Consider the following 25,989-nt stretch of genomic DNA (forward strand, 5'->3'; position numbering starts at 1 on the left):
TTTGGGGGAATTACTCCGCTTGACCGGGGCCTTGCCAGTGACTGCAAAGGCTAAAGTCAAATTTAGATAGAACTCGGCCAAATCGGACGATTTCTAGGCTATCCAAGGGCTCGCAGGCTTGGAATACTGATTTATTGCCCACAGGCAGAGGGTATGGCATTCCAGACCAGTTAATCAGGAGTACATTTGCTCCCTTTGGTAAATCCCCAAACCAGAGATCAAACTGATCCTGTCTTTGGTCTAAAACAAAAACTGGCGTAGGCGAAGCGTACCAAGCAGCTCGACTTCCTAAAGTCCAGTTTTGAACAGCAATGCCATTGGCTTTAGTGGCCTTAGCAAGGTCTGCTGCTTTTTGACCCGCGACTTTCCAGCCATATAAATCAGCAATTGGATTGGATTTAATTGGGGCCGAACTAATGCCTCCTGACAATACATATCCAAAGCCGATACAACATAAAGCAATTTGAATAAAAAATAAAATGCGAATCCAGTAACGATGTTGTGTAGCCCAAGCTTTTGCTAAACCAATTCCGGCAAATGGTGCGAGACAGAACCAAGCAGGTGAAGTCCAGTGAGGAAGTCCACCTCCACCAGAAAGGCTGGCAAAAATTGCGAATGGAATCAAAAAGAATCCAAAGAGCGCAAGTAATGACAGTTTTGTGGCATGCATGCAGTCTTTTAAAAACACAACAGAACCCAAGATGAAAAGAGGACCAAAGACTAGTATTTGAATGCCGATATAAGCACCCAGCCTGCGCCAGAGCCATTCTCCACCGCCACCATGGGCAAGTTGGTATTTGAATGAAATCCAATCGTTAGCCCAATTCCAATACAGGACGGGTGTGATCAACAGTAGGGCGCTTAGTGCAGCAATCCAAAAGCCTGCTTTCGTGATCCATGGTTTTCTTGATGTACTCAAAAATACCAATAGCAACGCAAGCGCAGTAAAAGCGGCCGTGTATTTACTTAAGCCAGCTAGGCCTAATAAGATGCCAGTAATGATCCAATCGCAAATACTAAATTGGTCTTTACTTAACCAACGTAAAGCCATCCACATCAGACCAAGACTTAATGGCGCAAGTAAAGTATCTGGTAGTAAACCGATTGCCAGAATGTGCAACATGGGTGCAGCGATAACTGTTAGGACCGCCATTAGTCCACATAAGTTTGCTGATGGCAGTGCACTGGTGAGATAGCCAGCGTTGCGCCCACGAATAAAGTGGTGCACCTCAACCGTAACTGCATAAACTAAGTAACAAGAGAGAATCCAAAGCATCTCTGGGATGATGCGAATGATGCCTTCAGAAGAGGTAAGCGCTACTAAGGGCCATTGAATCCAACCCACCAACGGCGGGTGATCAAAATAACTCCAGGCTAAATGTTGCGCATATAGAGCATAGTGGGCCTCATCAACTGAAAACTCTATTGAAAAGCCCAGAGCCAGGTGCACTACCGCGGCAATAAGGACGCAGATTACAGCCCAGCCAGAAGGTGATTGTTGACGCATGTAATGATTTTAGACTCACAGAGACCATTCTTTGGGACAATTAAGACATGTTCAAGCAAGCCCTCTCACTTTTATTCTTTGGTGCAGTCGTTTTTTTGACTGGATGTGCTGGGCTGAGCGGAGAATCTGTGCAAAACGAGGCAGGACAGGCATTTAATGCCGATCAATTGCCAGCACAAGAAGAGCTGCCCAAATTCTCGGCTGAAACTGCGCGGGCCGGCATGCCTAATGGTTGGAATTTTTACCGCATAGCACCCTTTAAAAAGAATACGGTATATCGCTTAGAAAACTATCAAGGCAAAACGGTGCTTAGCGCTAATTCCAAAACTTCTGCCTCTGGGTTGGCTGTCAAGTTACGCCCTCGTCAGGCAAGCAATTTATGGCTGCAGTGGGAATGGAAGGCTATCAACCCAATCGTGAATGCTGATAATGCGGATGCTTATGCAGATGATGCTCCGCTACGTATCTTGGTTGCGTTTGATGGCAATAAGTCAAAGCTATCTTTAAAAGAAAAAATGACTTTTGAGATGGCCAATCTCATAAGCGGCCAAGAAATGCCCTATGCCACATTGATGTATATCTGGTCTGGAAAGTCCCCTGTGGATGCCATCATTCCAAATGCGCATACCTCTCGGATCAAAATGATTGTGGTGGATTCTGGTTGGGATGGTTTGGATCAGTGGCACAAGCATCAGCGTGATTTAGCGGCCGACTATAAGCGTGCCTACGGTGAGAGCCCTGGCCAAGTCATTGGTATTGCCTTACTTACTGATACAGACAATACCAAATCAGAAGTGCGTGCGTATTACGGTGACATTGAACTCATTCGCAAGAAGCCAAAATAACTTACTTCCAAATAAGCAACAATCTGCAAGCAAGCAACGCTTGTTATGAATTAATGCGCAGGATGCCAGCGCTTGAGTAGTAGGGCGTTGCTAAGAACACAGAAGCTCGATAAGGCCATGGCGCTGCCAGCTAGCATGGGTGACAGATACCCCAGCGCTGCCAATGGAATCCCGGTGGCATTAAAGATAAAAGCCCAGAATAAATTTTGCTGAATCTTTTGCCAAGTCCGCTTGGAGATATCGATAGCATTCGCAACCAGAGTGGGATCGCCTCGCATTAAGGTAATGCCGGCGGCTTGCATGGCTACATCAGTGCCCGTAGACATTGCCATACCCACATCTGCAGTTGCCAAAGCAGGCGCATCATTCACGCCATCTCCTACCATTGCAACAAATTGACGTTCACCATCTTTCGATTGGAGTTGGCGAATAATTTCTGCTTTATTACTAGGCATAATTTGTGCAAACACTTCTTGAATGCCAATAGTTTTGGCAACACGATTAGCGGCGGCAATATTGTCACCAGAAAGCATTACTGCACGAATATGCAACTTATGAAGTGAAGTAACCGCCTCTTGAGCGTTATCTTTGAGTTCATCTCCAAAGGCAATGATCGCAATGGGTGAGGAAGGATTTTCTTGATTCATTAATACGGAGACAGTTTGGCCGGCATCAAAACAGGCTTGTGCCTTTGCAAGTATTGCGGAGTAGTGGGGGCTGCCTTCTAACGATGCAATGCTTTGTAGGTTCAGACTAAGGCCCAGGAAAACGCCAGCGCTTGGCCTGCCGCTAATGCCAATACCGGGCAGGGCTTTGCTGTCTGATGGAGTAATGGGATTTAAGCCCTTTTGTTTAGCGGCTTCTAGCAGTGCTTTCGCAAGTGGGTGTTCACTACCGAGTTGTAAACCTGCAGCACTCGCGAGAATGTCATCTACCGCAAATGAATCACCAAAAGGGATAATCTCCAGCAGTCTTGGTTTGCCAATGGTGAGGGTGCCTGTTTTATCAAAGGCCACTACGTTTAAGCGATGCGCCAACTCTAATACCTGTGGATCTTTAATGAGGATTCCAAAACGTGCTGCAACGCCAGTTCCTGCCATGATGGCTGCAGGTGTTGCAAGACCCAGCGCACATGGACATGCAATCACGAGAACTGAGACTGCGCGCAGTATGGCGACGGATGCAGAGTCCAAATAAAACCAGTTCGCTAATCCAGTAATGAATGCAATCACAATTACGCTAGGGACAAAAATTGCACTCACTTGATCGACTAATTTTTGTATAGGTGCTTTTTGAGTTTGCGCATCTTCCACTAAAGAAATAATTTTTGAGAGAACGCTCTCAACGCCTACTGCCTGGGCCTCAATCACCAATAGTCCTTCCCCATTGAGTGAGCCGCCAATGACATTTTCACCAAGATGCTTTTTGACGGGATCGCTTTCTCCGGTGAGGAGGGATTCATCAACATGGCTGTTACCAAGTAAGACGATTCCATCTACCGATATACGTTCACCTGGCAACACTAAGACGCGATCTTTAGGGAATACCTGATCTAGAGGAAGATCTCGAAATTGGTCTAATGCAGAGTTCTCACTGATAACAATATTGCGCTCGATGACTTTGGCATGTTCAGGCCATAACTTTTGCAAGGCGCGTATTGCTTCACTAGTTTGTTGCTTGGCTCTGGCTTCTAACCATTTACCAAGCATGACCATGCAGATAATGACGGCTGATCCTTCAAAATAGAGCTCGTGACTTGCATGGGGTGATGCAATCATTTGATACACGCTTAATCCGTAGGCTGCACTTGTGCCGAGCGCGACTAATAAATCCATATTGCCAACACCTGACATCAGAGATTTGAAGCCTGCTTTATAAAAGCGCCATCCTAAAAAGAATTGCACTGGAGTCGCAAGTAATAGTTGCCATGTCGGTGAAAGTGACCAATGAATGCCAAAAGGCATGAGCAACATGGGTAAAAAAAGTGGCGCTGAAAGGCTAAAACCTAGAATGACACGACCCAGACCATCAGTCCCCCAGAATAATTTAGAGGGAGCTAACTCAGGAATGCCGTGGGGCGCACTGATTTTGGCTGAATAACCTGTTTTTTGTACCAAAGCGATGATGTCATCGATTTGAACCTCGGAATCGGCATTTACGCGAATTTTGGCTTGTTCAGTTGCCAAATTCACGCTGGCAGCTTCCACGCCTGCTATCTTGTCTAAAGCCTTTTCAACCCTGCCAACACAAGAGGCGCAGGTCATCCCGCCGATATCTAGAGTAAATAGCTCTGAATGAGTGTCTTTTTGGTGAGCCATATAGAAGATAATCTACTCTATACAAGCTATATTCACAGCAAAAAGGCCTATATGTTGAGTTTAAAAGTATCCGGAATGACCTGTGGGGGCTGTATTAATGCGGTCACTCGGGCAGTGCAAGCCCAAGATCCTCAGGCTAAAGTTCAGGCGGATTTGGCAAGTCAGACCGTCACCCTTGAAACTAGTTTATCTCAGGCGCAGGCTAGTCAATTGATTACTGAAGCAGGGTTTCCCGTATCAAATTTGGCCTAGAACTTAAGGGTAGTAAGCAATTTTTTGCCAGCACCATTAATCTACCCACTATTTAAGAAATATTACATTTAACAATTCTAGGTCTTCATACTTAGAATTGCACTTCACAGGAGAAGGTTGTGTCAGTAACTGTAGAGGCCGTTCAAGACGTGCTCAAGGGTCTAGTAGATCCAAACACAAAGATGGATTTTGTCTCAGCAAAAAATGTTAAAAATCTCCGCGTAGAAGGCGGTGATATTTCTTTAGATATTGTGCTGGGATATCCCGCCAAAAGCCAGTTCGATTCGATTCGTAAATCGGTAATCAATGCGTTGCGTGAGTTATCAGGCGTCAAAAATGTGAGCGTCAATATCTCTAGCCAAATCGTTGCGCATGCAGTGCAACGTGGAGTGAAGTTATTGCCCGGCGTAAAAAATATTATTGCGGTGGCAAGCGGTAAGGGTGGCGTAGGGAAGTCCACAACGGCCGTGAATCTCGCCCTAGCTCTTGCTGCGGAAGGTGCACAGGTCGGTATTTTGGATGCGGATATTTATGGCCCAAGTCAGCCAATGATGTTGGGTATCACCGGTAGACCGGACTCTATTGAAGAAAATACGATTGAGCCAATGGAAGCCTATGGTTTGCAGGCAAGCTCGATTGGTTTTTTGATTGATGACGACGCACCCATGGTGTGGCGTGGTCCAATGGTGACTTCAGCGTTGGAGCAGTTACTTCGCCAAACCCGTTGGCGTGATCTTGACTACCTGATTGTAGATATGCCGCCTGGCACGGGTGATATTCAATTGACCTTGGCACAAAAGGTTCCTGTTACAGGCTCAGTCATTGTGACTACTCCTCAAGATATTGCTTTGCTAGATGCGCGTAAGGGCCTCAAGATGTTTGAGAAGGTGGGCGTACCCATCATTGGCATTATTGAAAACATGAGCACTTACGTTTGCACTAAATGTGGACACGAAGAGCATGTATTCGGTACTGGCGGCGGTGAAAAAATGTGTAAAGAGTATGCAGTGGATTTCTTGGGCTCATTGCCTCTGAACCTTTCGATTCGTGAGCAGGCTGATGCTGGGCGTCCAACAGTTGTGGCTGATCCAGATGGCGCTATTAGTGCTATCTATAAAGGCATTGCTAGACAGGTAGCCATTCGTGTTGCTACTCTATCTAAAGATATGAGCAGTAAATTTCCGAACATTGTGGTTCAAAACACCTGAGGCTCTGAACACTTATGCGCTTTGCAGTACTAATGCGTAAACAGAATATTGATAACCCATGGGTCTCCTTCCGCTGGGTGCCTCAGGAAGTGTTGCCTGATTTTGGGCAATTCAATAGTCAACAAACTAAATCCATTGTGGGTCAGTTTCTTGGGCGCGATGCCGATGGTGAATCCTGGTTATTCACAGGTTATGAGCTCGATCTCTTTTCGGACGAGGCTGAGGGCTACTATCTCAATGTTTCTGCAACAACGCCCGCATGGTTTGTCATGTGGCGTTTGGAAGAAGATATTGAGCGTTATATTGATGAGCAATCGCTCCCCTTGGCAAAATCTGAAGCTTCATTTGCAGTGCCTCACCGTATTTGCGTCAGTTATAACGAAGCTGCTCGCTTGCTGGATGGTGGTGAGTCTGTTGATACGATTCCGCTGAGTGAGCAGCATGCCACATGGTTGCAAGAGTATGTCAATGACAACTATCGGCCGGAACCCAAAAAACGCCATAAGCCAGCTTCATTCAAGGGTGCGCAACGCCCTATGGAGGAATAATGGCCGATGGATTTTTGGGGCGTTGGTCTAAGCTTAAAGCGGGTAAAGAAGATGTCTCGCCAGAAAAAAAAGTAGAGGCTCCTAAAGAGGCTGCTCAGGCTCCACTCGTTGAGGGCGCCCAAGAGACTACACATCCGCCAGCTACCCTGGAGGATGTGGTCAAGATTGATCGTTTTGATCCGGATTTTTCTGCTTTTATGAAGCCGGATGTAGACCCTGCTGTTCAGCAGGCTGCCCTAAAGAAAATGTTTACCGATCCCCATTTCAACATCATGGATGGGTTGGATATTTATATTGATGACTACAGTAAACCAGATCCGCTACCACCAGGAATGCTGGAGAGAATGGTGCAGAGCGATATGCTCAACCTTTTCCGCAAATCGAGCGAAGAGCTTGCTGAGGAATCCCAGCAAAGCGTAAACCCAGCGCCTAATCCGCGGCTTGAGGGTGACACATTGGCAGCTCAACAGCAAACTGATTTAACATCCACACAACAAAAACCTGCAGATCAGTTGGAAGAGGTGCCCAATAAGGTATCAATAGAGTCTGACCAGAAAAAAACCTAAGAAGATAGCGCATGAGTCAAAAATTAGTCTGCAACTGTAATGGCACCATGCCTTTGGATGCAAAAGCTATCGGGGTCCCGATTCATAAATCCTTATGCAGGCAAGAGGTCGGCTCTTTTTTAAAAGCGCTAGATGGTTCTGATTCTCTGGTGATAGCGTGTACGCAAGAGGGTGCCCTTTTTAGTGAGCTCGCTGACCAAGCTGAAAAGCCATTAGTTGCGCCACTGCGTTTTGTCAATATTCGTGAAGTAGCTGGTTGGACTCAAGAGGCTAAAACATCCGGACCTAAAATTGCTGCGTTGTTAGCTTTAGCTGACATGCCTGAGGCTGAACCTGTTCCTGTTGTGAATTACGAAAGCCAGGGAAGATTATTAATTATCGGCGCTGGGTCACAAGCCATTCCTTGGGCTGAAAAATTAAGCCCATCGCTAGATGTTTCAGTCTTATGCACGCAGCCTGGCGACTTGCCGCTGACCCGAAGCTACCCAATCTTCACCGGCGCAGTAACCAGGTTGGATGGTTATCTAGGAAACTTTTCAGTAAATTGGGATTTGCAAAATCCGATTGACCCAGAGATGTGTACTCGCTGTGGGGCCTGTGTTGAAGTATGTCCTGAGGGTGCTATTGATCTTTCCTTTCAGATTGATTTAAGTAAATGCAAATCCCATCGTGACTGCGTTATTGCATGTACCAGCATTGGCGCCATTTCTTTTGATCGCAAAGAGCGTGAGCGCAATTCAGAATTCGATTTAATTTTGGACTTGCGTTTGGATCCCAAAATGCGCATGAGTCAAACGCCGCAGGGTTACTTTGCTCCTGGCATTGATCCTCTTGAGCAGGCGCTGGCAGTGAATCAACTCTCCGAGATGGTGGGGGAGTTTGAGAAGCCTAAATATTTTGCCTATAACGAAAAAATTTGTGCTCATGGCCGTAATGGCAAAGTAGGTTGCAGTGCTTGTATTGATGTTTGTTCAACAGGCGCTATTAGTTCAATCTTTAAAAATGGGCAAGGTTCTGTAGAGGTCAATCCAAATCTTTGTATGGGTTGCGGAGCTTGTGCAACCGCATGCCCTTCCGGCGCAATACGTTATAACTACCCAAGCGTTGCTCATCAGGGCAAAGAACTCAAAACGGTAGCGAGCGTCTTTACGGCCGAAGCTAAAAAGATTCATCAAGCGATGGCCCCCAGCTTGCTTTTGCATACTCTAAAAGCGGGTACACAAATGATTGATAGCTTGGGCAGATCAGCGCATGTCATGCCAAAGCAATTCGAAGGCCTCCCTGCATTTGTGATTCCTTATGGCATTGAGCATATTGCCTCTACTGGTTTGGACTTATGGCTGGGTGCGCTGACGTATGGTTTTGCGGAAGTGACTTTGTTATTAAGTGGAGACGAGGATCCTGCATATCGCGCAGTACTTGAAGAGCAGGTAGTTTTAGCAAACAGCATTCTGAATGCGTATGGCTTTGACGATCGCGTTCATTTGATCTTGGCTAATTCAGTTGAAGATGTGGCGACGGTGTCCAAGGCAATGGCGGCGTTACGTCAGCGTGGATCGCTTGGTCCTATCTGTACTCCTGCAAGCATTGGCTTATCGAATCAGAAACGCGAAACGCTTGAGGCAGCCTTAGAGCATTTGCAAAAACAAGCGAAGACTCCGTTGCTGGAGATGGGTGTTGTACTTCCAAAGTCTTCCTTGTTGGGTGGTCTAGCAATTAACAAAGATGCTTGCACCTTGTGTATGTCTTGTGTCAGCGGCTGTCCTGAAGGTGCGCTTTTAGACAATCCTGACGAGCCTATTCTTTCGTTTATTGAGAAGCAGTGTGTACAGTGCGGCATCTGTGTGCAAACCTGTCCCGAGAAGGCTTTAACTCTTGCACCTCGTTTGCAAACAGTTGAGCAGCGCAAGCAACGGACTACCCTGAACGAAACCCAGGCCTTCCATTGCATTAGTTGTGGCAATCCTTTCGGAACACTCAAGATGGTTGATTTGATGCTCAGCAAGCTTGGAGCGCATGGTGCTTTTGCTGGGGCTGCAATGGATCGATTGAAGATGTGTAGTGATTGTCGAGTGGTAGATATGGTGAAAAAAGAAACATGAGCGAAATTGCGAAAGAAGTAGCGAAAGAGAATCTATCTGCCGAAGTAGGCGATGTAGGCCTGCCTGAGGATTTGGCTAGGGCAGATTTATATGGCTTGATCGCCCGCTTTTTTCAGATGCCGCCCGATCAACAGCTTTTGGATCAAATTGCTGCCACTGCTGATCAACAAGATGCAGCAGATGAGGCACCTTTGGCTAAGGTTTGGATGGATGTAGTGGAGGTTGCTAAAAATAATCCCGCCAAAGCTTGGCATGATGAGTTTGATTTGAATTTCATCAGCGTTGGCAAGCCGAATGTTGTTTTGAATGGCTCCTTTTACATGGCGGGCCATCTCAACGAGAAGCCCCTGGTGAATATTCGCAAGGCTTTAGAGAGTTTTGGTCTCGAGGCCGCAGAAGAGGTGACTGAAACTGAAGACCATATCTCGGCCCTCAGTGAGGTCATGCGTTATCTCATTGCGGGTGATGACGTAGAGATCTCAAACCTTACAAATCAAAGGGTTTTTTTCAATGAGCATATTCGTCCCTGGTATGACGAATTTTGCGATGCAATAGAAGGCATTCCTGAAATGCATTTGTATCACCCAGTCGCCGCCTTAACCAGAGAATTCCTAGCAATTGAAGGCCAAGGCTTCGACATGATTTGATGTTGCATCGCAATATGAATATTGTCCTAATAACTAATAGTTACACCAATATGTCAAAAATGCGATTTCCTATTACACTTGACGCAGATCAAGAATAATTCCATAGGAGCATGCAATGACCGTCAAATCCAAGGTTGCTTTAAGCGAAGAAAATAAGCCATCGCGCCGTAAGTTCTTTATTGGTGCAGGCGCTGCAGTTGGAGCTGTCGCTGTAGTGAGTCAAACCCCAATTGGCAAAGCGGTTATCCAGGAAATTAGTGGAGCCAAAGCCGTGCAAGATGTTGGTCAAACGATGACTGCTCACATGCGCAAGTACTACGAATCCACTTTGATTTAACCATCTTCTCTTCACTATTGCTTTCACTGTTTCTAAATAAATAAAAAACTTTCTCAGGGACATCATATGAGTCTGACTCGTAAATCCAATACCCCACAAAGCAGTCGTTCCACATCGCGCCTGATCGGTAGTCTTTCACGCGGCTTAAAAGCGGCTGTTCCAACGATGGATCGCCGCGCATTCCTCAAGCGCTCAGGCGTGGGAGTTGGCGCTGGTATCGCTGCTAGTCAATTAAGTTTTGTTCAAAAAGTATCTGCTGAGCAAAGCAAGGCAATGCTAGACGGCAAGGGCAAGATTGAAGTTAAGAGATCTATTTGTACTCACTGTTCCGTAGGTTGTGCAGTAGATGCCACCGTTGAGAATGGTGTATGGGTTCGTCAAGATCCGGTATTTGATTCCCCAATTAATATGGGGGCTCATTGCGCTAAAGGCGCTGCCTTGCGTGAGCACGGACACGGTGACTATCGTTTGCGTTACCCAATGAAGTTGGTTGATGGAAAGTACCAACGCATTTCTTGGGATCAAGCCTTAACTGAAATTACCGCACAGATGAAGGATATTCGCCAGAAATATTCTCCGGATGCAATGTTCTTCATCGGCTCCTCGAAACACAATAATGAACAGGCCTACTTACTCCGTAAGTGGGTCTCTTTCTTTGGCACAAACAATACAGACCATCAGGCTCGTATTTGTCACTCCACAACAGTAGCGGGTGTTGCAAACACCTGGGGCTATGGTGCGATGACCAATAGCTACAACGACATGATGAATTCCAAGGCTGCTTTGTATATTGGTTCAAATGCTGCTGAAGCTCATCCAGTTTCGATGTTGATGCTCTTGCACGCAAAAGAGAATGGTTGCAAGGTGGTTGTGGTGGATCCGCGCTACACCCGTACTGCTGCTAAGTCAGACCAGTACATCCGTATTCGTTCTGGTACTGATATTCCATTCCTATTTGGCATGCTGTATCACATCTTTAAAAACGGTTGGGAAGATAAGAAGTACATCAACGACCGTGTTTATGGCATGGAAGAGATTCGCAAAGAAGTGATGGAGAAGTGGACGCCTGCTGCAGTTGAGGAGGCTTGTGGAGTACCTGAGGCTCAGGTATACCAAGCTGCTAAAACCATGGCAATGAATCGTCCTAGTACCATTGTTTGGTGTATGGGCCAAACCCAGCACACTATCGGTAATGCGATTGTGCGCGCCTCTTGTATTTTGCAATTAGCTTTAGGTAACGTAGGTAAGTCTGGTGGTGGTACGAATATTTTCCGCGGTCACGATAACGTTCAGGGTGCAACTGACGTTGGCCCTAACCCAGACTCATTACCTGGTTACTATGGTTTGGCTGCTGGCTCATGGAAGCACTTCTCAACAGTTTGGGGAGTTGATTACGAGTGGATTAAAGGCCGTTATGCGCCCGACATGATGGAGAAATCCGGCACTACTGTGTCTCGTTGGGTTGATGCTGTTCTCGAGAAGAATGACATGATCGACCAGCAGACTAACGTAAAAGGCTTGTTCTTCTGGGGCCATGCTCCGAACTCACAAACTCGCGGCCTCGATATGAAGCGTGCGATGGATAAGTTGGATCTCTTAGTAGTGGTCGATCCGTATCCAAGCGCGACTGCTGCAATGGCTGCAATGCCTGCTGCAGAAGGTCAAGCAGTGAATAAGAATCGGAATGTGTACTTATTGCCTGCTGCAACACAGTTTGAAACTTGCGGCACCGCGACAGCATCCAATCGCTCATTGCAGTGGCGTGAGAAGGTAATCGATCCATTGTTTGAATCTGTTCCTGACCACGTGATCATGCAAGCTTTTGCTGACCGCTTAGGTTTCGGCGAAGAGTTGTCTAAGAACTACAAAATGCTCAGTACCAAATTTGCTGGTAAGCAATGGAAAGAGCCGCAAATTGAAGACATCCTGCGCGAGATTAACCGCTCTTGCTGGACTATTGGATACACAGGCCAAACTCCTGAGCGCCTCAAAGCTCACATGAGAATGGTGGCAACCTTTGATCCGAAGACCTTGAAGTCACGTGGCGGTATTGACCCGGTAACTGGCTACAATACGACCGGCGATTACTATGGCTTGCCTTGGCCTTGCTACGGTACAGCAGCTATTAAGCATCCTGGCTCACCAAATCTGTATGACACAAGTAAGAGCGTGATGGAGGGTGGTGGTAACTTCCGCGCCAACTTCGGTGTTGAGCGTGAAGGCGTCAGTTTGCTTGCTGCAGATGGATCCCACTCTAAGGGTGCCGCAATTACTACCGGCTACCCAGAGTTTGATCACGTGTTTATGAAGAAATTAGGTTGGTGGGATCAGTTAACTGACGACGAGAAAAAACTCGCTGAGGGTAAAAACTGGAAGACTGACTTATCTGGCGGTATTCAGCGCGTGGTGATGAAGAATGGTTGCCATCCATTTGGTAACGCCAAAGCGCGTGCAGTGGTTTGGAACTTCCCAGACCCAGTTCCAATTCACCGTGAAGCGCTCTACAGTACAAATGCTCCAATGATGCGTAAGTACCCAACAGCGGCCGATAAGAAAAACTTCTGGCGCTTACCAACCCTCTATAAGACAGTTCAAGATCAAAACTTGAATCAGAAGTTATATGAGAAGTTCCCAATCATTCTGACCTCAGGTCGTTTGGTTGAGTACGAGGGCGGTGGTGATGAGACTCGTTCTAATCCATGGTTAGCAGAGCTTCAACAAGAAAACTTTGTGGAGATTAATCCTAAGGCTGCAGCGGATCGCGGTATTAAGAACTGGGATTATGTTTGGGTGAAGTCGCCAACAGGTGCCAAGATCAAAGTGCGCGCAATGGTTACAGAGCGTGTTGATCAAGGAACTGCTTTCGTTCCATTCCACTTTGCGGGTTGGTGGCAGGGCGAGGACATTCGCAAATACTATCCAGAGGGTGCTGCCCCAGTAGTTCAGGGTGAAGCGGTTAACACTGCAACTACTTATGGTTATGACATGGTGACGATGATGCAAGAAACGAAAACCACAATGTGTCAAATCGAGAAATTTGCCTAAGTCAAAAAATAAGGTCAGGAGAACACAATGGCAAGAATGAAATTTATTTGCGACACGGAGCGATGCATTGAGTGCAACGGTTGTGTCACAGCCTGTAAAAATGATAATGAAGTGCCTTGGGGTGTTAATCGCCGCCGTGTTGTTACGGTAAACGATGGCATCATCGGTCAAGAAAAGTCAGTTTCAGTTGCATGTATGCACTGTAGTGACGCTCCATGCATGGCGGTATGTCCAGTAGATTGTTTCTATCGCACTGACGAGGGCGTTGTGCTGCACGATAAAGATATTTGTATCGGTTGTGGCTACTGCTCTTTTGCTTGCCCATTTGGCGCACCACAGTTCCTCAGTAAGGGTGCCTTTGGTTCCCGTAGCAAAATGGATAAGTGCACATTCTGTAGTGGCGGCCCAGAAGAAAACGGCAGCGTTGCAGAGTTTGAGAAATATGGACGTAATCGCTTGGCGGAAGGTAAGTTGCCACTCTGTGCTGAGATGTGTTCAACCAAGGCATTGATTGGTGGTGACAGCGATATTATTTCTGGCATCTTTAATAATCGTGTTGCGACACGTGAGAAGAATGGCAAGTACCCAGGATCCAAAGCCTTTGGTTGGAATACTGCTTACGGTGGTCCAGATGCACCAGCACCTACACCAACGCCTGCTGCAAAAATTCCTGGAGCTCAATAATGAAAGTCAATTTCAAAACTCTCGGCATGTGTTTTGCAGCAGCAGCTTTGTTGGCGGCTTGCTCTGAGCCACCAGAAATTGCTGCTAAGGCTGCTAAGCGTCCAGATGTTGCTCCTTATATGGGCGCCAATAATGGATTTATGACTAAGAATTGGACGCCAGGCAACCAGGCTAGTTGGACCGAGTCGATTGACAAGCGCAATCAAGGTCAAAACGAATACAGTCGCGTTAAGTGATCAACTAAATAACAATAAATAAAACGAAAACGTTTAAGGACATGTGTATGAAACGATCATTTTCTAAAGTTCTACGCACTTTGGTAGTGGCTGCAGGTTTGTCGCTAACTCTAGCGAGTGGTATGAGCTTTGCTGAACGTGCACCGATGGCGCCTTTGCCTTCTCCAAGTGGAGTGGATGTGCCTCCTGCATCTGTGCCGGCAAATCCAAATGCTTTGGCTAATGGAACTCAAGCTCAGGCTCAGCCAGCAAATCCATCCATTTTCATGGCGCCAAACAGTGATCCACAAAACTACGTCAGTATTCCTGATAAACAAGCAGGTGTTTTGATTCAGCGTGCTGGCCAACAATGGCGCGTTATCCGCAATGGTGTTATCACGGTATTCGGTGGCTGGTTGTTGGCCATTGCCTTTTTTGGTATTGCTGCTCTTTTCATCATTAAAGGTCCAATTAAGCTACATGCACTGATGTCTGGCCAAAAAATCAAACGGTTTAATGGCTTTGAGCGGTTTACACATTGGGTGATGGCATTTAGTTTCTTGGCTCTGGCATTTACAGGCTTATTAATTCTGTATGGTAAATATTTTGCGATGCCTTTGATGGGTGGCGCTGCTTATGGCTCCTTCTTAATGGTTTGCAAAAATATTCACAATTACACTGGACCGTTATTTACACTAAGCGTTGTTATCTTCTTCTTACTCTTTGCAAGCAGAAATATCCCAGGTCAAGGCGACCTTACCTGGATCAAGTCATTTGGTGGGATGTTCGGCGGAAAGCATCCGCCTGCAGGCTTCTTTAATTTCGGCGAGAAGATTTGGTTTTGGTTTGGCATGACTTTCTTAGGCTTGGTAATTTCATCCTCTGGTTTTGTACTCGATATGATCGTTCCTTTCATGGAGGTTCAATACATTCGTGGAACCATGCAGGTAGCCAATATCATCCATAGTTCAGCTTCTATCTTGATGACTACCATGGCTATGGGGCATATTTATATCGGTTCAATAGGTATGCAAGGCTCTCTTGATGGCATGAAGACTGGTTATGTAGATGCCACTTGGGCTAAAGAGCACCATGAGCTCTGGTACAACAAGGTAAATAAATAAGGACAAGGCCATGAAAAAAATCATTGCTCTTACGTTTTGCGCATTTGCTGCCTCCTCGGTAATAGCGACATTGCCACCATTGAGCCCAGAGGCACAAGAGGCTGCTAATTTGGCTAAAGCAAAAACTGCCTACGGTGATAAAATTGGTGCATATCAACTCTGCCAGGCTCAAAACCGGGTTGCTGATCGATTTAAGGTTTCTGGGGCTGCGGCTCCAGCAGCCTGTACTGCACCACCACCATTAGTTCCACCAGTTGCAGCAGCAGCTGCTCCTGCCGCTCCAGCGGCACCCGCTGCCAAGTAATTAGTCAGCGAGTAACTCTTGTTGTAAGTAGCGTTTAGCTGCAGGTGTTTGGGGATTGTTAAAGAAGGGGCCTACGGGTCCCTTTTCTTTTATTTCCCCTTGATCAATAAAGATGATGTGCTCAGCTAGTCTTTGTACTTGGGCAAGTTGATGGGATGAAAAAATCACATCAACTCCCTGGCGGTCAAATTGACGAATCAACTCTTCAACTTGTTCAGTAGTCTTGGGATCGAGATTGGCAGTCGGCTCATCTAGTAAAACCAAATTGGGTTTTTGAAGAATGGCTCTTCCAAGGCAGACCTTTTGTCTTTCACCTGCAGATAATTTATGCGCTGGACTGTTAGCTAGCTCGCTTAAACCTACTTGCTCAATCACGCGGTTTATATCAGCATTCTCAATGGATCCATCCGCGTCACAAACCATTGCGATATTGGTTTTAGCTGAGGCTTTAATCATCGGCGTGTGATGTAAAACCAAAGCCGTTTTTGTTTTAAATGAGTAACTTACTGTTCCGCTATCTGGCTGAACGAGCCCATCTAGAAGTTTTAGAAGAGTAGTTTTGCCGGCGCCATTAGGGCCAATACAGGCGGTAATTCTATCTGCTGGAATAAGGGCGTGCGGGATATTCAGAATGGTTCTGCCATTGCTTTTGACAATGATGTCTGTGAGCTCAATGAACTTTTCAAAATTTTCCATCGTATCAACCATAGCGGTGCTCCGCAATTTGGCGAACTGCAAAGGTAAATAAATTAGCCAGAAGAACAATAGTGAGCAAGACGATGCCAAGGGCGAGGGCTAAAGGTAGATCACCTTTGCTAGTCTCTAGCGCAATCGCAGTTGTCATTGTTCTGGTGGAATGATCAATATTGCCGCCAACAATCATGACCGCTCCAACCTCGGATATGGCTCTAGCTAGGCCGGCAAGCACGGCAATAGTAAGGGAAAAGCGGCAATCCCAAATCAACCATTTAAAGCGGGAGAGGGGTGGCAATTTGAGGCTCAGAAAGGAATCGCGATGTATTTTCCAGGAGTCCTCTAGTATTTGGCGGCTAAGTGCGGCGATTAAAGGGGTTGTGAGCAATGTTTGAGCCACAATCATGCCCTTTACTGTAAATAGCCAGCCCCATGCGCCAAGAGGCCCCGTACGTGACAGCATCAGGTATACCAACACTCCAACAATGACTGTAGGGACCCCCATGAGGGTATTGAGGGTCACAATAATGGTCTTTTTGCCTGCAAAACGTTCAGTGGCCAGAAGAGCGCCAATCGGCAGGCCCAAAAGCGTTCCAACCAGAAGGGCTGTAAGGCTGACCTGTAGAGAAACCCAGACGATCCCCAATACACTGCCATCTAGGTGGGCGAGCAAGGAAAGGGCGTCTTGAAAAGCTTTTAACATGCGCTTGATTCTATCAAGGCAATGGCAAAATGACTGTAATGAGATTGATTCCCTTTTTTTGACCTATGGCTGAAGTGGTTTGCCTCTGTAATGAGGTCCTCGATATCGATTTGCGTGAGTATTTAGATGCCCACCCGATAGACTCGATTGACGAGTTACGGGAGCAGGCGTCGATTTGCAATAAATGTATGCAGTGTCAGGAATTGGTCGAAGGTGAAATTTACTTAGCGCGCGTTCGACGCCAACGTGCTGCAGGTCAGTTTTGATGAGCACGATTAAAGCTGCTCGTTTCACAGTATTGAGTATGAATGTCCATAAAGGGTTATCTCCTTTGCATAGACATTCCACCATTTACCAACTGCGTGAAAAAATGCGCAGTCACCATCCAGACCTGCTTTTCTTGCAGGAGCTGCAACAGGAGCATCGGGGTAGGGTACGTCGTTTTAGTCAGTGGCCGTTAGCAGAGTTGACTCACTTCCTTTCGGAAGACTTTTGGCACGATTGGCATTATGGAAAAAATGTTGAGTATCGCGATGGACATCATGGCAATGCCATTCTCTCTAAGCACCCTCAGCAAAAAGGAAATAATTACGATATTTCAGCATACCGCTTTGAGAGTCGCGGCCTGCTACATAGTGTTACTACTTTGGATGGTGTGGATCAACCCATTCATTGTTTCTGTGTACATTTAGCGCTTTTTGAACCTGGCAGAGAGAGGCAGTTGGAGACCATCATTCAGCATATTCAGGATTTAACTCAAAATGGACCTACGATCGTGGCGGGCGACTTCAACGATTGGCGTAATCGGGCGAGCGCCCCCATGAAAGCAGCTGGCTTCGATGAGGTATTCGAATTACTGACCGGCTCCCCAGCAAGAACATTTCCCAGTGTGAAGCCATTGCTTGCTATGGATAGAATTTATGTTCGAGGGATAAAAGTACATTCAGCACAAATTTTGCATGAATGGTTAAAGCTATCAGATCACCTAGGTATTACTGCGGAATTGGAGCTTAAATGAATCCCCTAATAAATATATTTCTAAATCACACTTTTGAGTTGAGTTTTAGTTGGATATTAGTCGCCCATTTTTTATTGGTTACCTACTTTATTGGTGTCATCATTTCTGTGAGAAGGCCAGTGGGCGTTGCCTTTGCTTGGATTTTTATTGTGATGACTTTTCCGCTAATGGGAATTGCCCTTTACGTACTGATTGGAGAACGTCCGGTAGGTCGTAGTTTGACGCGAAAAATTAAACGTATGAATCTAGAGTATTCGCAAATTACCCAACAGTTATGTCAAGAGTTTGCAGGTGAGAGACAGAAGTTACCTATTGAGTCTAGAGCCATAAGTCTATTGGCTGAATCCAATAATGGCACTCCAGTAGTGGATGGAAACAAAGTGGAGCTGCATACAAATTCACTGGAAATTCTGCAGCTCTTAATTGATGAGATCAATCAGGCAAAAAAAAGCCTGAATCTAGAGTTCTATATTTGGGCTCTGGGTGGTGATGCCGATCGAGTGGGTGAGGCTGTCATTGCCGCCTCAAAGCGCGGTGTAGATTGTCGCGTTTTATTAGACTCTTTAGGTAGTAAGGACTGGTTTAAGTCATCCTGGCCTGCCCGGTTCCGAAACGCAGGCATTCAAGTGACTGAAGCATTGCCGATTCAGATTGGCCGCTTTCAGTTCCGCCGCGCAGATCTGCGCTTGCATCGAAAAATATTTGTAGTGGATGGTTCCGTGGTGTGGACTGGAAGTATGAATATGGTCGACCCTCGTACTTTTAAGCAGAACTCAGGAGTTGGGGAGTGGGTTGACGCAATGGTTCGTATTGAGGGGCCGGTTGCAGCGCAGTTCGAACTGACCTTTGCGTTCGACTGGAGTGTTGATAATCCTAAGATTACCCATTTTAATGATCGCTCACCTCCAGTGGCGCCAAGGGAGGGCGGGGTCATTGCCCAGGAATTTGCTTCTGGGCCGGTATATCGTGACGATATTTTGTATCAACTAATGCTTTCGGCCATTATCGATGCGCGGGAGGAACTTACTATAACCACCCCTTACTTTGGTCCGGACGATGGCCTGATGCAAGCATTGATGGCTTCTGCAAGGCGCGGCGTGAAGGTCACCTTGATTGTGCCAAAGCTGAATGACTCCACTTTGGTTGCGTGGAGTAGCAAAAGCTTCTATCAGGATTTATTAACTTCTGGAGTCAAGATTGCTGAGTTTAAGGGTGGCCTCTTACATACCAAGAGCTTGTTGATTGATCAGCGAGTTGCAATCTTTGGTTCAGTGAATTTTGATCAACGTAGTTTGCGGCTGAACTTTGAAATTAGCTTGATTGTGTATGACGATGATTTCTGCGCCAATCTTGAGAAGCTGATTCAGTCCTACTTAGCGCAGTCAGATTATATTGATCCAAAAGCATGGGCAAAGCGTCCACATTGGAACCGCTATCTTGAGAACGCAGCGCATCTCACTTCACCACTACTTTAAATTGCGCCGCTTGCCCGCATGTCAGCAATATCAGACTCGCCCAGTCCCAATTCTTTAAGGATAGAGTCTGTATGATCTCCTACCGCTGGGATGGGGTCCATACGATAGTCATAGCTGCTATTTAAGCCGGGGGGCAGTAAGGCTGCAATTACACCGTTGGGGGTATCCACCTCGGTCCAGCGGTTGCGTGCTTTAAGCTGCTCATGCTTCCAAAGACCCTCCATATCATTGAGGTGGGCATTTGCAATCTGCGCCTTTTCTAATCTTGCAATTAACTGCTCAGAGGTTAGTTTGCTAAAGCAAGCGTCAATAATTTCTAAAAGTTCAGTGCGCTTTTCATTGCGCTTGAAGTTACGATCAAAGCGTTCATCTTGCGCAAGTGCAGAGTTTTCTAGAACGATTTCGCAAAATTGCACCCACTCACGTTCATTCTGTAAGCCCAGCATGACAGTCTTACCATCACCCGCCTTAAAGGGACCGTATGGATAGATGGTGGCATGAGAGGCGCCATTGCGTGGTGGCGGTTCTGCACCTTTGTAGGCGTAGTACAGAGGAAAACTCATCCATTCAGTGAGGGACTCGAGCATAGAGATATCAATGACCGAGCCTTTACCGGTTTTTCCTCTTTGCAAGAGGGCCGCCAAGATATTGGTATAGGCATACATACCAGCTGCAATATCAGCAATTGAGTTTCCAGCTTTGCTAGGGGTTTCCGGTGTGCCCGTGACCGATAAGAATCCGGCCTCACTCTGAATAAGTAAGTCATAAGCTTTTTTATCACGATAAGGGCCGTCATTTCCATAGCCTGAGATATCGCACAGAATGAGTTTTGGATTGTCTTTCTGCAATATCTCGGCTGTGAGTCCCATACGTACAGCAGCACCTGGCGCGAGGTTTTGCACTAAGACATCAGCGGTCTTCAATAAAGTCTTGAGTGCTGCAATTGCTGATGGCTGTTTAAGATCTAGAGTCAAACTTTCCTTAGAGCGATTGACCCAAACGAAGTGAGAGCAGAGCCCATCTACCTGCGTGTCATACCCTCTAGCAAAGTCACCACCACCAGGCCTCTCAACCTTAATGACTCTTGCCCCTAAGTCTGCTAATTGGCGTGTGCAGAAAGGTGCTGCTATAGCATGCTCTAAAGAAACAACGGTAATGCCATCTAGCGGGCGAATGCTCATAGCACTTCCTTAGAAAGATCTTGGAAGACCAAGAACATGTTCAGCAATATAGGAGTAAATTAAATTCGTTGAAATAGGCGCCACTTGATAGAGGCGAGTTTCTCTAAATTTACGCTCAACATCGTATTCATTAGCAAAGCCGAAGCCACCATGGGTTTGTAAGCAGACGTTTGCTGCCTCCCAAGATGCTTTGGCCGCTAGATATTTGGCCATATTAGCCTCTGGTCCACAAGGTTGGTGATTATCAAATAACTCGCATGCTTTAAAGCGCATGAGATTTGCGGCTTCAGTTTCAATATAGCTATCAGCAATCGGAAATTGAATTCCTTGGTTTTTACCAATTGGACGATCAAAAACGACTCGGTCGTTGGCATAGCGGCGGGCGCGATCAATAAACCAGTACGCATCACCAATACATTCAGCAGCAATCAAGACTCGCTCGGCATTTAAGCCATCCAAAATGTATTTAAATCCTTGACCTTCGGTGCCAATGAGATTCTCTGCGGGGATTTCTAAGTTATCGAAGAACACTTCGTTGGTTTCATGGTTCACCATGTTGGCAATGGGTCGTACTTCCATACCTTTGCCAATGGCATCAGCAAGATTGACGATAAAGATCGACATGCCTTCTGACTTACGTTGTACTTCACTAAGTGGAGTAGTGCGCGCCAGCAAAATCATTAAGTCAGAGTGTTGAATTCTGGAAATCCATACCTTTTGACCATTCACTACGTACTTGTCACCCTTTTTTACTGCGGTAGTTTTTAGTTTGGTGGTGTCTGTTCCAGTGGTTGGTTCGGTAACAGCCATACTTTGAAGACGCAGTTCACCCGTTGCAATTTTGGGCAAATACATTTTTTTCTGCGCGTCTGAGCCATGGCGAAGTAGAGTACCCATGTTGTACATCTGCCCATGACATGAACCTGAGTTACCCCCAGAAAAATTAATCTCTTCCATAATTACGGAGGCTTCCGCTAGGCCCAAACCAGAGCCACCATATTCTTCTGGAATTAAGGCGGCCAACCAACCGGCTTTAGTCATCGCACCTACAAAAGCCTCTGGATAGCCTCGTTCGTGATCAATCTTTTGCCAGTAGGCGGAATCAAAAGAGCCACAGAGATCATGCAATGCTTCACGCATTTCTTGGTATTGGTCTGGCTTAGGAATAGGGTGATTCATGAAAGTCTCAATTTATAGGTTTTATGGTGTATTTACCGTTTCAGGCATTAGTTTAAGCAAGATTTGAAATTCATGAAGATTGGCAAAAACAATGCAAAATAGGCTTCATGAGATCCAAAGAAATTCACTCGTATGACAACGCCTTAGGGGCTATTGCTTAATGGACCCGTTGTTTGAGCACTTTTTTAGATGGTTTGAAATGCCTTCGGTTGGCTTGCCGGCGGTGTTTATTAGTGCCTTTATTTCTGCAACACTAATACCTGCTGGTTCTGAACCTATTCTGTTTGGCTATATCACCCTTAACCCTGACTTATTTTGGGTGGCCATTGCCGTTGCCACAGTTGGTAATACATTAGGCGGGATGTTGGATTGGTGGCTGGGAGCAATAGCACGTAACCGGTTTAAGGTAATGGATGAGCCCCGCAATACTCGCCTCAAGCGTTGGCTTGAAGAGTGGGGGCCTAAGTTGTTGCTGCTGTCTTGGTTACCTGGATTGGGAGATCCCTTGTGTCTAGCAGCGGGATGGTTAAAACTCCCATGGCAGCCATGCTTGATTTATATGTTTATTGGCAAGCTCTTGCGCTTTACTATGCTTACCTGGTTGCTTACTTTGGTGCCAAACAGTTTTTGGCACCAGTTAGGTCACTGGCTGCATCTCATCTAAACGGCGCAATACTTCTGCTGAATTTCATCATTATTTAAGAGGTTCTGTGCAGTGTCATGGAAAACAATCTCGCCTTGATCCAATATATAAGCTCGATCAGAAATCTTCAGTGCTTGCTGTACGTTTTGCTCGACCAGGAGAATGGTTAGGCCTTCTTGCTTTAGTTTGGCAAAAAGCTCAAACATCTCTTCAACCAAGACTGGCATGATACCTTCTGATGGCTCATCAAGCAGAATGACTTTAGGTTTGCCAATCATTGCTCTGGCAATGGCAAGCATTTGTTGCTCACCTCCGGACATCGAGGTGCCGTCTTGATGTAAACGCTCTTTCAGTCTAGGAAAGGTTTCAGCGATTTCATCCACTAGAGCGCTCATATCACCAGAATTCTTCTTGGCGATCACCCCAAGTTCTAAGTTTTCTTTAACAGTAAGCCCGGGAACGATACGGCGATCCTCTGGCACATATGCTAGACCTAAATGAAAGCGTTCATGAGCGGGTAAATCCAAAAATGAAGTGCCATCAATGGATGCTTTGCCTTGGCGTTTAGATAGCAGGCCCATTAGAGAGCGTAGGGTGGTGGTTTTGCCGGCACCATTACGACCCATCAAGGTAACGATCTCTCCTTTATTCACTTCAAGTGAGACACCCTGTAATACGTGACTACGGTCATACCAAGCATTTAAATTTTCTACACGCAACATAGTTTGCTTTCTGTTTAACCTTGACCTAGGTACACACGACGTACCTCTGCATTATTTTGGATTTCTTCTGGAGTGCCCTCGGCCAAAAACTCGCCATGGTGCAGCACGATGATGCGCTTACAAAGACCCATGATGAGTTTCATCTTGTGCTCAACCAAAATGACCGTACGTTCACTAGCAAGTGTGCGAATCAATTCCATCATGACCAAAGTTTCTTCTGGAGACATGCCGGCAGTAGGCTCATCTAGTAAAAGTAGGCTCGGGTTGCAGGCCAATGCCATCGCAATTTCAAGGGCGCGTTGCTGGCCGTGCGCTAGGTCACCCGTTTTTTTATTACGTAAGTGCTCTAGATTCACTCGATGCAGCAATTCATCGGCGATTTCAATTGGCTTTGGATAACTTTGCGCATTCCGGAGAAAGTTATAGCGTGCAGTTTCCATCTGTGCAGCCACACGGACATTCTCATGGACGCTCAGTTGCTTAAATACATTGGTAATCTGAAAGCTTTTAGAAATTCCAATACGAGCAAATTCATGCTGCTGCATGCCAGTGATATCTTTGCCATTAAATAGAATTTGACCGCTCGATGGTGGGAATGCGCCACTCAAGACGTTAAAGAAGGTGCTTTTTCCTGCGCCATTAGGGCCAATAATTGCCGTAAGTGTTCCAGGCATAAAGCTAGTGGATACGTCCTGTAATGCCTTGAACTTACCAAAGCTCTTGCTAACATGACGCGCTTCAAGAATAGGGGTTGTAGTTGCGCTATTCATTATTTCGAATCCTGATTAATTTGTAGCTTGCTCAGAATGGTTCCCCAGATGCCCTTAGGGAAGAACAGCACAAAGAACATAAACACTAAACCAACGACAGCCATCCAATGCTTAGTGAAGGTAGTTACGACGTCTTCCAAGTAGAGCATGACTGCTGCACCGATGAATGGGCCAAAGAAGGTGCCCATTCCACCAAGAATGCTCATCATGACTGCCTGACCAGACTGTAGATAGTGCAGAGAATCAATTGGCACGATAGAGAGGTGGAGCGCGCGCAATGAACCTGCTAAGCCACAAATTGCCGCTGACAATACAAAAACCAATAGTTTGGTACGGGCTACGTCGAATCCACAAGCTGCTGCGCGCTTCTCATTCTCGCGAATTGCTTCCATCACAGCACCTAAGGGTGAGCTTAGGATGCGGGAAATAAGCCAAATAGCAATCACCACAAAGAAAAGAATGATGTAGTACTTCACTAGTGGATTTAAGAAGTCAACTGGAATGCCTAGGATATTGAACTCATCTACGCGGACACCTCGCAAACCATTCTCTCCACCAGTAAGACTCTCAGCCTTGTAGAAGATGTAGTACACAATTTGACCAAGCGCTAAGGTCACCATGGAGAAGTAGATGCCACGAGTACGAATAGCAAGGAAGCCCATGATCAGACCGCCAATAGCAGCACCAATAATGCCAACCAGAATAGCGGCACCCCAAGGTACGCCATAGTGAACAATGGCAATACCGGTGACATAGCTGCCAATACCTAAAAAGGCTGCATGACCAAACGATAGAAGACCCATGTAACCAAACAGTAAGTTAAAGCCCATGGCAAATAAACCAAAGATCAAAATATTGATCGCCAGCGCTTCATACGGCATGATGAATGGGAAGATTGCTAAGAAAAGCGTACTAGCTAATACGCGATGACGTGCAATGAGTTGGAAAAATGAATTCATAAATATTCGGAGCCTTAGCCCATCGCTCCTGCTTTACCAAACAAGCCCTGTGGACGAATTAACAGCACTACAGCCATTAGTACAAAAATGGAAAGTTCTGCTAAGTCGGGGAAAAAGAGGGAGGTCATGCTGTAGACCACACCCACTAACAAGCCAGCGACTACTGCGCCAACTGGTGAGCCCATGCCGCCAACAACAGTCACTACAAATGATTCCGCCAGAATGGGAATACCCATTTCTGGATTGACTGAGCGCGTTGGTGAGGCCAGGATTCCGGAGAGGCCGGCAATTGCACAGCCCAAGCCAAAGACCAAAAGCCACACCTTGGCAATATCAACACCAAGCACTTTCACGATCTCCTGATCGGCAGCGCCAGCTTTAATGATGAGGCCGTAACGCGTCTTTTGAATGAAGAACCAAACGCCCAAAATAACGACGGCAGTTGCTGCAATAAGGAAGAGGCGATATTTAGGGAAGTAACCAATGCCTACATTGACCGTTCCGCCAAGACCCTCTGGGGTGATTGAAGGTAAGCCTTCGATGCCAAAGGTAACGCGCATTACTTCAATCAGGACGTATGAAAGCCCAAAGGTAAGTAGCAAAGGGTAATCCAAGCCGCGGCCATAGAGTGGCCTAACTAAAAAGCGCTCAGTGACAAGCCCTATGCCGCCTGTAAGCAACGGCGTTAGTACTAGGCTGAACCAAAAACTTCCAGTGATGCCTAAGAAGTACACGCCTAAAAATGCGCCCACCATAAAGAAGGCGCCATGTGCGAAGTTCACCACATTGAGCATGCCAAAAATAAGGCATAGGCCAAGGGCTAAAAGTGCATAAATGCTGCCCAAGGCGACGCCCGTAAGCAGTTGCATGCAGAGAAGTTCGAATGAAAGACCGGTCATAAATGTACTCAGAAAAAACTCCCCTTTACCAAATGGTGCGGGGGA

Annotated in this window: 26 protein-coding genes and 1 pseudogene; 17 read left to right on the top strand and 10 right to left on the bottom strand. The window is 46.3% G+C overall.

The features are described 5' to 3' along the window. Nucleotides 1-10: 10 nt before the first annotated feature. Entirely contained in the window at nt 11-1,507 is a 1,497-nt protein-coding gene (locus ICN44_RS09300; RefSeq protein ID WP_216263664.1) for a glycosyltransferase family 39 protein, read from the bottom strand. A 47-nt stretch (nt 1,508-1,554) separates the two neighbouring features. Here ICN44_RS09300 and ICN44_RS09305 point away from each other — a divergent pair, with 47 nt between their 5' ends. Next, a complete protein-coding gene (locus tag ICN44_RS09305; protein WP_216263666.1) occupies nt 1,555-2,352 on the top strand; it encodes a DUF3047 domain-containing protein in 798 nt (265 codons plus the stop codon). A gap of 50 nt (nt 2,353-2,402) precedes the next feature. Here the strand turns inward: ICN44_RS09305 and ICN44_RS09310 are convergent, their stop codons facing one another. Continuing rightward, the gene (locus tag ICN44_RS09310; RefSeq protein WP_216263668.1) at nt 2,403-4,670 is read right to left on the bottom strand and encodes a cation-translocating P-type ATPase; all 2,268 of its coding nucleotides are present in this window, start codon (nt 4,668-4,670) and stop codon (nt 2,403-2,405) included. A 51-nt stretch (nt 4,671-4,721) separates the two neighbouring features. On the opposite strand from ICN44_RS09310, the gene ICN44_RS09315 reads away from it, so the two are divergent. The 12 genes and pseudogenes from ICN44_RS09315 (at nt 4,722) to ICN44_RS09370 (ending at nt 15,702) form a co-directional block, all read left to right on the top strand. Continuing rightward, nucleotides 4,722-4,922, top strand: coding sequence for a heavy-metal-associated domain-containing protein (locus ICN44_RS09315; protein ID WP_216263669.1), 201 nt, complete (start codon nt 4,722-4,724; stop codon nt 4,920-4,922). 113 nt (nt 4,923-5,035) lie between these two features. After that, nucleotides 5,036-6,130: pseudogene (gene apbC, locus ICN44_RS09320) on the top strand (iron-sulfur cluster carrier protein ApbC); the annotation flags it as partial. A 32-nt stretch (nt 6,131-6,162) separates the two neighbouring features. After that, nucleotides 6,163-6,678: a DUF3305 domain-containing protein gene (locus ICN44_RS09325; protein WP_370624896.1), complete on the top strand. Its 516-nt coding sequence runs from the start codon at nt 6,163-6,165 to the stop codon at nt 6,676-6,678. Continuing rightward, nucleotides 6,678-7,244: a DUF3306 domain-containing protein gene (locus tag ICN44_RS09330; RefSeq protein WP_216263673.1), complete on the top strand. Its 567-nt coding sequence runs from the start codon at nt 6,678-6,680 to the stop codon at nt 7,242-7,244. The genes ICN44_RS09325 and ICN44_RS09330 overlap by 1 nt, the downstream gene beginning before the upstream one ends. A gap of 11 nt (nt 7,245-7,255) precedes the next feature. Beyond that, nucleotides 7,256-9,346, top strand: coding sequence for a 4Fe-4S binding protein (locus tag ICN44_RS09335; RefSeq protein ID WP_216263677.1), 2,091 nt, complete (start codon nt 7,256-7,258; stop codon nt 9,344-9,346). Then, nucleotides 9,343-9,993 (top strand): molecular chaperone, encoded by a 651-nt coding sequence (locus ICN44_RS09340; protein ID WP_216263678.1) that lies wholly within the window; start codon nt 9,343-9,345, stop codon nt 9,991-9,993. Before ICN44_RS09335 ends, ICN44_RS09340 begins: the two co-directional genes overlap by 4 nt. Nucleotides 9,994-10,108: 115 nt before the next feature. Next, nucleotides 10,109-10,330 (top strand): hypothetical protein, encoded by a 222-nt coding sequence (locus ICN44_RS09345; RefSeq protein WP_216263680.1) that lies wholly within the window; start codon nt 10,109-10,111, stop codon nt 10,328-10,330. 66 nt (nt 10,331-10,396) lie between these two features. Further along, nucleotides 10,397-13,375 carry a formate dehydrogenase subunit alpha gene (locus tag ICN44_RS09350; RefSeq protein ID WP_216263681.1) on the top strand — a complete coding sequence of 993 codons (2,979 nt, stop codon included), beginning with the start codon at nt 10,397-10,399 and terminating at the stop codon, nt 13,373-13,375. 27 nt (nt 13,376-13,402) lie between these two features. Beyond that, nucleotides 13,403-14,059 carry a formate dehydrogenase FDH3 subunit beta gene (fdh3B, locus tag ICN44_RS09355; protein ID WP_216151914.1) on the top strand — a complete coding sequence of 219 codons (657 nt, stop codon included), beginning with the start codon at nt 13,403-13,405 and terminating at the stop codon, nt 14,057-14,059. Next, the gene (locus tag ICN44_RS09360) at nt 14,059-14,295 is read left to right on the top strand and encodes a hypothetical protein (protein WP_216263682.1); all 237 of its coding nucleotides are present in this window, start codon (nt 14,059-14,061) and stop codon (nt 14,293-14,295) included. Before fdh3B ends, ICN44_RS09360 begins: the two co-directional genes overlap by 1 nt. A 47-nt stretch (nt 14,296-14,342) precedes the next feature. Next, nucleotides 14,343-15,398, top strand: a complete 1,056-nt coding sequence (locus ICN44_RS09365; protein WP_216263683.1) for a formate dehydrogenase subunit gamma — start codon at nt 14,343-14,345, stop codon at nt 15,396-15,398. A gap of 10 nt (nt 15,399-15,408) precedes the next feature. Then, the gene (locus ICN44_RS09370; protein WP_216263684.1) at nt 15,409-15,702 is read left to right on the top strand and encodes a hypothetical protein; all 294 of its coding nucleotides are present in this window, start codon (nt 15,409-15,411) and stop codon (nt 15,700-15,702) included. Here ICN44_RS09370 and ICN44_RS09375 read toward each other — a convergent pair whose 3' ends face one another. Together ICN44_RS09375 and ICN44_RS09380 are read right to left on the bottom strand one after the other, a co-directional pair. Next, nucleotides 15,703-16,398: an ATP-binding cassette domain-containing protein gene (locus ICN44_RS09375; protein ID WP_255537559.1), complete on the bottom strand. Its 696-nt coding sequence runs from the start codon at nt 16,396-16,398 to the stop codon at nt 15,703-15,705. It abuts the gene before it with no gap. Nucleotides 16,399-16,402: 4 nt separating this feature from the next. Continuing rightward, on the bottom strand, nt 16,403-17,098 hold the full coding sequence (locus ICN44_RS09380; protein WP_216263687.1) for an ABC transporter permease: 696 nt from the start codon (nt 17,096-17,098) through the stop codon (nt 16,403-16,405). 65 nt (nt 17,099-17,163) lie between these two features. Here ICN44_RS09380 and ICN44_RS09385 point away from each other — a divergent pair, with 65 nt between their 5' ends. Genes ICN44_RS09385 through cls form a run of 3 tightly spaced genes read left to right on the top strand, consistent with a single transcriptional unit; the run spans nt 17,164 to nt 19,591 of the window. Beyond that, nucleotides 17,164-17,364: a hypothetical protein gene (locus tag ICN44_RS09385; RefSeq protein ID WP_216263689.1), complete on the top strand. Its 201-nt coding sequence runs from the start codon at nt 17,164-17,166 to the stop codon at nt 17,362-17,364. Next, nucleotides 17,364-18,116: an endonuclease/exonuclease/phosphatase family protein gene (locus ICN44_RS09390; protein ID WP_216263690.1), complete on the top strand. Its 753-nt coding sequence runs from the start codon at nt 17,364-17,366 to the stop codon at nt 18,114-18,116. The genes ICN44_RS09385 and ICN44_RS09390 overlap by 1 nt, the downstream gene beginning before the upstream one ends. Next, nucleotides 18,113-19,591 (top strand): cardiolipin synthase, encoded by a 1,479-nt coding sequence (gene cls, locus ICN44_RS09395; RefSeq protein WP_216263691.1) that lies wholly within the window; start codon nt 18,113-18,115, stop codon nt 19,589-19,591. The genes ICN44_RS09390 and cls overlap by 4 nt, the downstream gene beginning before the upstream one ends. On the opposite strand, the gene ICN44_RS09400 is transcribed toward cls, so the two are convergent. After that, a complete protein-coding gene (locus ICN44_RS09400) occupies nt 19,588-20,772 on the bottom strand; it encodes a CaiB/BaiF CoA-transferase family protein (protein ID WP_216263692.1) in 1,185 nt (394 codons plus the stop codon). The two genes, cls and ICN44_RS09400, sit on opposite strands and share 4 nt — an antisense overlap. Before the next feature lie 9 nt (nt 20,773-20,781). Next, nucleotides 20,782-21,951, bottom strand: coding sequence for an acyl-CoA dehydrogenase family protein (locus ICN44_RS09405; RefSeq protein WP_216263693.1), 1,170 nt, complete (start codon nt 21,949-21,951; stop codon nt 20,782-20,784). 160 nt (nt 21,952-22,111) lie between these two features. Here ICN44_RS09405 and ICN44_RS09410 point away from each other — a divergent pair, with 160 nt between their 5' ends. Beyond that, on the top strand, nt 22,112-22,615 hold the full coding sequence (locus tag ICN44_RS09410) for a YqaA family protein (protein ID WP_216263694.1): 504 nt from the start codon (nt 22,112-22,114) through the stop codon (nt 22,613-22,615). Here ICN44_RS09410 and ICN44_RS09415 read toward each other — a convergent pair. From ICN44_RS09415 to ICN44_RS09430, 4 genes are read right to left on the bottom strand one after another with little or no spacing between them, the layout of a single operon-like run. Then, nucleotides 22,612-23,316 carry an ABC transporter ATP-binding protein gene (locus tag ICN44_RS09415; RefSeq protein ID WP_216263696.1) on the bottom strand — a complete coding sequence of 235 codons (705 nt, stop codon included), beginning with the start codon at nt 23,314-23,316 and terminating at the stop codon, nt 22,612-22,614. The two genes, ICN44_RS09410 and ICN44_RS09415, sit on opposite strands and share 4 nt — an antisense overlap. A gap of 14 nt (nt 23,317-23,330) precedes the next feature. Next, on the bottom strand, nt 23,331-24,086 hold the full coding sequence (locus ICN44_RS09420) for an ABC transporter ATP-binding protein (RefSeq protein WP_215292728.1): 756 nt from the start codon (nt 24,084-24,086) through the stop codon (nt 23,331-23,333). Further along, nucleotides 24,086-25,045, bottom strand: coding sequence for a branched-chain amino acid ABC transporter permease (locus ICN44_RS09425; protein ID WP_216263697.1), 960 nt, complete (start codon nt 25,043-25,045; stop codon nt 24,086-24,088). The genes ICN44_RS09420 and ICN44_RS09425 overlap by 1 nt, the downstream gene beginning before the upstream one ends. Nucleotides 25,046-25,059: 14 nt before the next feature. Then, nucleotides 25,060-25,914: a branched-chain amino acid ABC transporter permease gene (locus ICN44_RS09430; RefSeq protein ID WP_255537560.1), complete on the bottom strand. Its 855-nt coding sequence runs from the start codon at nt 25,912-25,914 to the stop codon at nt 25,060-25,062. Nucleotides 25,915-25,989 lie beyond the last annotated feature (75 nt).

Origin of the sequence: Polynucleobacter sp. JS-Fieb-80-E5 (genome assembly GCF_018882015.1) — a bacterium.
Taxonomy (GTDB): Bacteria; Pseudomonadota; Gammaproteobacteria; order Burkholderiales; family Burkholderiaceae; genus Polynucleobacter.